General features: G+C 30.9%; 4 protein-coding genes. All 4 read left to right on the top strand.

Annotated elements, in window-relative coordinates:
• Positions 1-88: 88 nt before the first annotated feature.
• The 4 genes from IJE13_RS04790 (at position 89) to IJE13_RS04775 (ending at position 8870) form a co-directional block, all read left to right on the top strand.
• Positions 89-784: a hypothetical protein gene (locus tag IJE13_RS04790; RefSeq protein WP_292777696.1), complete on the top strand. Its 696-nt coding sequence runs from the start codon at positions 89-91 to the stop codon at positions 782-784.
• Positions 785-1603: 819 nt separating this feature from the next.
• On the top strand, positions 1604-2746 hold the full coding sequence (locus IJE13_RS04785) for an oligosaccharide repeat unit polymerase family protein (protein WP_292777692.1): 1143 nt from the start codon (positions 1604-1606) through the stop codon (positions 2744-2746).
• On the top strand, positions 2736-3887 hold the full coding sequence (locus IJE13_RS04780; RefSeq protein ID WP_292777689.1) for a hypothetical protein: 1152 nt from the start codon (positions 2736-2738) through the stop codon (positions 3885-3887). Before IJE13_RS04785 ends, IJE13_RS04780 begins: the two co-directional genes overlap by 11 nt.
• Positions 3888-4331: 444 nt before the next feature.
• On the top strand, positions 4332-8870 hold the full coding sequence (locus tag IJE13_RS04775; protein ID WP_292777686.1) for a cobaltochelatase subunit CobN: 4539 nt from the start codon (positions 4332-4334) through the stop codon (positions 8868-8870).
• The last annotated feature ends 54 nt before the right edge of the window (positions 8871-8924 follow it).

The raw sequence follows: 8924 nt of genomic DNA, 5'->3' as shown, positions 1-8924 counted from the left end.
TGTTAATAATTTTTTATTTTATGATTATATTATGTAATTTAAAAAATTCATTGATAATATCAATTTTTTTCATTACGAAGGTATTTTTATGTTGGAAAAGGAAGTCAAACAATATAAGAGAGGAAACAGTTTCACTTATCGTATCGACTTATCAAAAAAAGATAATTTTGAAGGTGGAGAGAAGGTAATGATTCTTAGGATAAGTGAATATGAATCTTATCTAAATGAGATTGATGATCTCAAGGCTAAAATTGATGACAATAAGAATACCATTTCAGATTTGAAGCAATCACGCAGTGAAGCGGATTCTTCCATAAATGAAATTATGGAACAAAGGAATCAGGAGATTTCAGACAAGAATAAGGAAATCATGGACCTGGTTGAAGAAAACAAATCTGCTATTGCAAAATGCTATGAAATTATTGATGAGAAAGATCAGCTTATCAAACAGGCTAATGAAGAGATTAGGCTTGAAAGGGCAAAGTCTGATTTAGCTATGCAAAAGGCTGAAGAAAATCTCCTTGAAGAGAGGAAAAGACATGATGAACTTGTTTTAGAAAAGGACAAGGAATTGCATAATGTCAACCAGCAACTTCAGGACACCCTTAAGGAAATCGCTTATAAAGATCAATTGTTAACAGCTGATAGGCTTTTAATTGATAGATATAAAAACAGAAGCTTCATTGATCGTTTATTAAACAGACAACCTGATGACAGCGACTTGCAAATTGACAGCAAGCCAAAGGAAACTTATGTTTTAGAAGCTGAAAAACAAGAAGATTAATTTTTAATTTTATTCAACCTCTTTTTTTATTATTTTTTTTACAAATTATTTCTCTATTTTTTCATTTTTTATTAATTTCTACTTTTAGATATTGTAATATCATTTTTTCTTCATGACTATTCAATTCATATGCATTTTCAATTCAATGAGTTGTATTTTTTACTATTTTTTCATTGTAACTCTTAGACGTAGATTTCAACTGTATAATGAGTTAACCTGTTATTATCATTTTTTGCCAATTTTAAGGCCAGAAAATTCTTGACATTAATTTCAAGTGTAAGTTTTTTTCAAATTTTTTAGAAATTATTTTAATGTTATTATCATATCCTAATTGTGTTAATTTCTTATCATCATCATTTCATATCTTCTGTAATATCATTTTTTTAAGTGATTTTTCAATGCTAAAATTGATATTATCATGATTTTTTCTTGATCTTTCTATATTTTTTTTAAAATTTTTGCCAAATTTTTTGATTTTTTGTATTACTTTATGATTTTTTCATCTATTGTAGTATTTGTTTTATATTTTTGAAATAATTTTTAATAAATTCCTATTTTTTTAAGTCTCTTGTATACTTTTTAATCAAATAAAATTTTTTCTGTTATATTTTTTTTCTTTTTCATAGGAAATATTTTTGGAAATTTTTAATGGATTCTTTAAAAAAATTAAGGGGGTTCGAAAAATGATTAAGAAATTCCATTTTATCAGAAAAAAATTAGAAAAAATTTCATTTAAATTTGTCATTTAATAAACTTATATAATAGTTAAAACAAAATCTAAAATAATAAATCCAAAAATGCTTTTTAATAGGGGTTTTTATGAATTTTAGTTTAGAAAATAGAAATTTTGATCTTTTTCATCCGCTAATCATTGTAGCTATGGTAATTCTATTCCTGATTATAGCTATGCCTATGTGGTATATGTATCAAAAATTGCCTGCTCCTAATTTAGATTTGTATCTCTATATTGGATTGGGTCTTTTATTCTTTATTCTAGGCATTTTTTTAGCTAACTACTTTTTAAATAAGAATTTTAATATTCTTGATTCAAACCCCAATTTAAGCTTAAATCCTAAGAAATTATCTCGTGCTGATTCATATTCTAGAAATGAATTAATCATCGTTGGATTGGTTTCTTTAGGAATCTTATTTCAAATTATAAACATAGTTCTATTAGGTGGCATACCACTTTTTTCCGCGACATTAAAGGCAAAAGCGGCAACAAAAATATGGCTTTTATCCTATATAATATTCTTGCCATCAATTAACATTCTTCTTGCTAAATACAATAGGAAATCCCATTACATATTGCTTATAATTGGATTGATCTTATTTGCTCTAACAGGTTATAGGACAACCCCGATTGCAATCATGCTATCTGCTCTAATAACTTTGTATTATACAAGAGATGTTGATGTAAAATATATTATTCTTGCTATTTTAGCGATTGCTGCTGTACTTTTAGCTGTAGGATTTATTGCAGTTCAGGCTATCAGCTGGCAGCATTGGTCATTAAATCCGATTGAGCTTGTATCCTATAGGGCGGCGTTCACATTGAATGTACTCTCAAAGGCTATTGAAAATCAATGCACTACTATGGGGAATCTCTTTTATGCTACACTAACTGGATTCTTTACACATACAGATGCAAGGGTTTTAGTTGGCCAGGCTACAATTGGAAGGGTTCATTCAATCACTTCAACCATTTTTGGCCCTGCTTTGCTTGACTTTGGAATAATAGGAATGTTGGTGCAGATGTTTATAATAGGCTTTATTTTGAAGGTTTTACACATTATTCAATTCAATAAAAAAAGCATTTTTACAGCATTTTATGGCATTTTGCTTGCACAAACCATTATTTGGATTGAAACAGGTCCAAGTGATATAGTTGTTTGGCTCTTCTATTTGATTGCTGTTTTAATCATTATCAAATCCTTGAGAGGTTCAGATCATGGAATCTAAAGGCACTGAATCTAAGTTTATGGAATCTAAAAACATAGCTATTGCTGGAGAAATCACTCCTTCCAAAACAATAATTCCAGTTATGGAAAGATTAAGGGAATTGGAAAAAGAAGACAAATTATCCTTCAAATTAAACAAGATAATTGGCCTTTATCATGGAGAGTCTTCAAAGGCTTTTCTTGAACCTTACTGTGATGAAGTTTATTCTATTGGAGAAGGCAGAAGAGGGAAAAAGAATTCTACCGGAAAATTGGCTTTCCTCATTTCAAAAGATATTTTAAAATCCTATAATGCCCTTAAGGGAAAGAATATAGATTTATTGATAACTGCAGGCAATGCTGGAGATGTTAGAAAAGCCATTGTGGCAGCTAATATTTTAAGAATTCCTGTTTTGCATATAGAACAGGATATCTACAATCCTATAGAAGTCATCTCTCAAGCTAATCTTGTAACTGTTCCAAGCGAAGATTATAAAAAGTACCTTGAGAAAAATTATCAGCTAAAGAATGTTGTAAACATTAATGGTTATCCTATGGCAAAATATGTTGATAATCAAATCAAGGAAGGAAGCTTAATAGATAAGGATGAAATCTATGGCGAATATGGGATGAAAGAATTTGTATTGCTTGTTCTTGGAGGAGATTTAAGGGAAGAGGATATAGAGCCATTGATTAGGGCTGTTGAAGAGCTTAATCTTAAGGCATTGATTGCACCTTATAGATTTGACAGGAATATGGTTCAGGAATTGGTCTTATCACCAAACATTAAGATTTTGCCTCAGTATGTTGATTTGTTAAGCTTTATGAATGCAGCATCACATCTCATCTATGCTGCAGGTATGGGGATGACCATTGAAGCAGGGGTTTTCAATATTCCTTCTTTGAAGATAGAGGGATTCCATAAAACCCATGGAAGTGTTGACTTGGCAAAAGAGCTTAATATACCAATTGTAAAAATAGATGAAATTCCGAAGGCTTTTGAAAATCTTCCAGACCAAAAAGAGTCTGATCTTGTAAAAAACAGTGAGATAGCTATTGAGAAATTAGTAGATTTAATTAATGATTTTGATGAAAAGACTCTTAAAAGAAGTGGTTTTAAATCCACTAAGGAAATCTGGAATAGCCGTAAGGAATTCAGATAATATTTCCATTTTTTTCAAAAAGTAATTCGTAAAATGGTTTTTAAAATATTATTTATTCATTAACTCACTTAATAAGTAATACTTTTTTTGTTTATTTTAAACAACTTTTATCAGTTTGATTTAAGTTTATTCGTATATGGATTGCTCTATTGCTAATAACATGATTTTAAGGAATAGTTTTATTAATATAACCTCTTAATGTTCTTATATTAGATATTTTATTACCTTTTTTTAAAATCCCATCAATTTTTAATACTTTTTTTATTACTTTCTCCACCCATTTTCCAAATGAGTAATAATTATATTTATATTAGTATTACTACATATTAATAGTGATATCCTATTAATTGGATAGTTAATTAAATGAGGGTATCATTAAAATTTTTTGGAGGTTAAACTATTAAAAAACAGATGATTTTGCTTATAACTCTTATTACATTGTTAATGATTGTTATAAGTGGAGTATCTGCTGAGAATGTTGAAAATATAGACACTTCTGATATTGATGAAGTTTCTATTGGAGATATCGCTGGAAGTTCAAATATCGGAAGTTCTGATGTTCAATCTATTTATTCTGATAATGATGATTTGGCTGATTATAAAATTGAAACTATTGATGATCAGTTCATATCTACTGATATTGGGGATTTAGATGATAATTTTGATATAAAATCTTCTAGTGAAAGTATAAATGATGATATTTCTTTTGATGATGCTAATCTAAACGTGGATTCTAATTCTAATGAAATACCAGATTTAGATACAGTATCTGAAGAAAATACATATATGAATATCCATTCTCTAGGAGATTCTCTTACAGATAATAATAAACCAAAAGTTTTGTTCTTTTTAGGTGGTCTTGGTGGAACAACAGCTACTAATGCCGCTTTTTTAGATGCAATTAATAATAGAAATGATATTGAGAGTACAATAGTAACTAAGGATAATTGCAATCATGTAGATTTTAAAGATTATGATTTAATTTTTATAGATGCTATTTGGCCAAAGACACCTGATTATTTAACTACACAAGAACGCCTTCAAGAGGCAATGGATAATGGTGTTATTGTTGTAACAAGAATAACATACAGCATTGCTGACTGGAGAGATGTGGGTAATGTTGATATGTCAGAGCATCCTTGGATTCCTAGTTACTGGACAAATATTAATAAATATATGACTTCTATAAGTATTCATAATGCCAGAAACCTATTGGATTATATATGTACCAATTTTTTAGGTTTAAATTCAATAAATTCCGGAGGTCAGCCTTTAGCTCCAGTTGTTTTACCTAAAGAAGGTATTTATTATCCAACTTACTCAACTTATTTTGAAAATTTAAGCAGTTATTTAGAATGGTATGATTATGATGCTGAAAAACCTACCATTGCACTTTGCTTTGGACAAGGTGATTTTAATAATTTAGAAACTGATGTTATTGACTCCTTAATTGAAAAAATTGAAGGCAATGGCATGAATGTCATACCTTATTTCTACAATCATGAAGGTCAAGCACAAGGAGAACCTGATGTAGAAAGATTTTTAATGGTGGATTCAAAATCTTATGTAGATTTGATTATACATTACAGGGCTGCTGGCTGGAATAGAGTCAATACATATGAAGAGATTATGGAAGAACTTGAAGGCCTCGATGTTCCTGTAGTTAAAGCATTGACTTACAATGGAAATTATGAGCAATGGCTCAATGATTCAGAGGGTTTGGATTCAGAACAGTTTTCATATACTTTAACCAATATGGAAATTCAAGGAATCTTTAATCCAATAGTTATTGCAACTAAGGAATTGAAGGATGACGGCATTGTAAAAAATACTCCAATTGACAGACAAGTGGATTGGTTAATCAATTCCTGTGTGTCCTGGATTAATTTGAGATATACTGAAAACAGTGATAAAAAAGTAGCTATTGTCTATTGGAGTTCTCCTGGTAAAGATAAAGGTGCTACTGCATCTCATTTGGATGTATATGAAAGTTTACCAGTTCTTTTAAATTACTTAAAATCTATAGGTTACGATTTAGGTGATGAAGAGTTGCCAAACACTGAAGAATTAGTTAATCTAACTCGTTCTCAAGGATTAAACATTGGTATTTGGGCTCCTGGTGAATTAAAGAAATTAGTTGAAAATTATCCGGTAGTTTTAGTTTCTGAAGAAAAATATTTATCCTGGTTTAATCAGTTAAATCCAGATAAACGTCAAGAAGTAATAGATATGTGGGGTGAAGCTCCTGGAGATATCATGATGTATGAAATGGATGGCACTAAATATTTAGTATTGCCTATCATACAATTTGGAAACATAATTATCTCTCCGGAACCATCAAGAGGTTACAGTCAAGATCAGGAAGCATTGTATCATAGTGGAGATGTTCCACCAACTCACCAATATTTAGCTTACTATTTCTGGCTTAAAAATGAATTCGGCGCTAATGCTATAATTGATTTCGGTCGTCACGGAACTGTAGCTTGGTTACCTGGAAAAAGTGCTTCTGGTTTAGATTGTGAAAATGATTGGCCATCCATTGTTTCTCAAGATATTCCTGTAATCTATGTCTTCACTGTTGAAGGTGCAGAAAGCGGATTGCCAAAACATAGGCAGAATGCAATTATCATTAGTCACTCTACCCCTCCTATGACCATTTCTGGTTTATATGGAAACCTGACTTTATTGTCTCATAAAATTGATGAGTATGAGTCAACATATGACAGTGCCGTCAAAGAGGAATATAAATCATCCATTCTTAATTTATTCAATGAGCTAAACTTAAATGACGATTTAAAATTAGATTTATCTCAGGAATTGATGGACTTTGACAGTTTTGTAGATAAGGTTCATGATTACTTGGAAGACATTCAATCAGATTTCATTTCAAACGGTTTGCATGTTTTAGGAACTGCTCCAACTGGTGAAAAACTTGTTTATACCATTCAATCAATGTTAGGTTATAATTTCAGGGACTTTATGAAAGAAAATAACTTAAATGATGATGAGGTTTATCAAATACTTGAGTTAATGCTGTTTGATGATTATGACGCTAAAAATTCTCAAATATCTGTTTTAGGAAAAGAAATAGAAGGATTTGAAGAATACTTAAATAGGACCCTTATTTATAAGGATTATTTAAATCAGTGTGATAATGAGTTATACAGTATTGGCAAAGCCTTAAATGGAGGATTTGTATTAACAGGTCCTATGGGCGATCCTGTAATAAATCCTGATGTCTATCCAACAGGTAAAAACATTTATTCCTTTGATCCAAGAATCATGCCTACTGAAGAGGCTTGGAATATAGCTGTTGATTTAGTTGATGAAATGCTTGCAAATTACCTTGAGAAAAATGGCGAATACCCAGATAAAATTGCATTCATGCTTTGGGCTACCCATTCCATTCAGGATAAAGGGGTTATGGAAGCTGAAATCATGTATCTAATGGGTGTTGAACCTATTAGGGATCCTGCTAGCAAATACATTACAGGGGTACAACTCATTGAGAATATGAATAGACCAAGAATTGATGTTTTAATCACAACAACAGCTCTTTATTTGAATGAATATATGTACACTTTAGGAATTTTGGATAAAGCTGTAAGGTTAGCATCAAGTACTGATGACACATCTGTAGAAAATAAAGTCAAGGCTAATTCCGATTTAATATATCAACAATTAATCGATGAAGGATATTCTGAAGAAGATGCAAGAATGTTAGCGGATTCCAGAATTTTCTCACAAAAACCTGGAAACCATCATAATCCATTAGAAGATGCAATTGTTAATTCAAATACTTGGGATACCGATGAAAAATTAGCAGATTCATTTATTAACACTTTTGGATATGTTTTCACATCTGATGGCGATTCTGTCTCTAGCAGCGATTTATATGACAAGAATCTAGAGAAAAGTCAAATTGCAATGTTTAGAAGATATGTGAATGCCAATACATTGCTTAGTGGTGATGATTACTCTGCATACTTCGGAGGATTAGGGCTTGCCATTAAACAGGCTTCAGGAGAATATCCTCTAATGTTAATAAGCAATTTGGAAAATCCAAACAATAGATATATTGAATCATTGGAATCCTCATTAGCTAAAGACTTTAGAACAACTTATGACAACCCAGATTGGATTAGGTCCATGATGGATCATGGTGCAAGCGGAGCTGGCAAATTTGCTAGTTTTGTTGAAAATACATTCATGTGGGATGTTACTACTAATACAATAACAGATAATCAATGGAATTCCATTTACAATAATTATGTTAAGGATCAATATGATTTAGGCCTTGATCAATGGTTTAAAGAAAATAATCCTTATTCTGCACAAGCAATCAATGCTAGATTGATGGATGCGGCCCGTAAAGATTATTGGAATGCTGATGATTCTGTAAAACAGGATTTAGCTAATAGATGGGCAGAGTCCATTGTTCAAAATGGTGTATCCTGTTGTGATTGTAGCTGTGGTAATATTGCATTAATGAATTGGGCAATACAATATGTTAACCCAGATTTGCTCTCTAAATTATTGCCTACATTGTATAATGCAACTTATGACCCATCTTTCTTAATAAACAGTTCAGAAAATCCTAATTCTAATAGTAATTCTACATCCGATAGCAATAAAGTAGTTAATTCTGAAGACAGTTCTTCAGTTGAGACCAATACCACATCAACTACTACTTCTAGTCAGGAGTCATTAAATCCTGGCGATTCCAATCAAGCAGTTCCTACTGGAGTTAGTTCCTCTTTAGGAGTGGGTACTGATGTAGATGCTCCAAGTTCAGATTCAAGTTCTGAAGATTCCGGAGCTGAAGATGTTGGAAAAGCTTCTGAAGTTTCTGTTAGTGAAAATAATTCTGCAGCTTCTAAAGATGTTAACATGCCTATTGCATTGATAGTATGTGTTTTAGTATTGTTAGCATTGTTTGGAATTGGGTATTATAGGAAAAAAGATGATGAAGATGAATATTAATTAAATTTAATAAAAATGAATTTCTCCCGATTTTCATTTTTATTTTCTTTTTTT

The organism is Methanobrevibacter sp., from assembly GCF_017410345.1.
Lineage (GTDB): Archaea > Methanobacteriota > Methanobacteria > Methanobacteriales > Methanobacteriaceae > Methanobrevibacter.
This window is presented reverse-complemented; position numbering and strand designations above follow the sequence as displayed.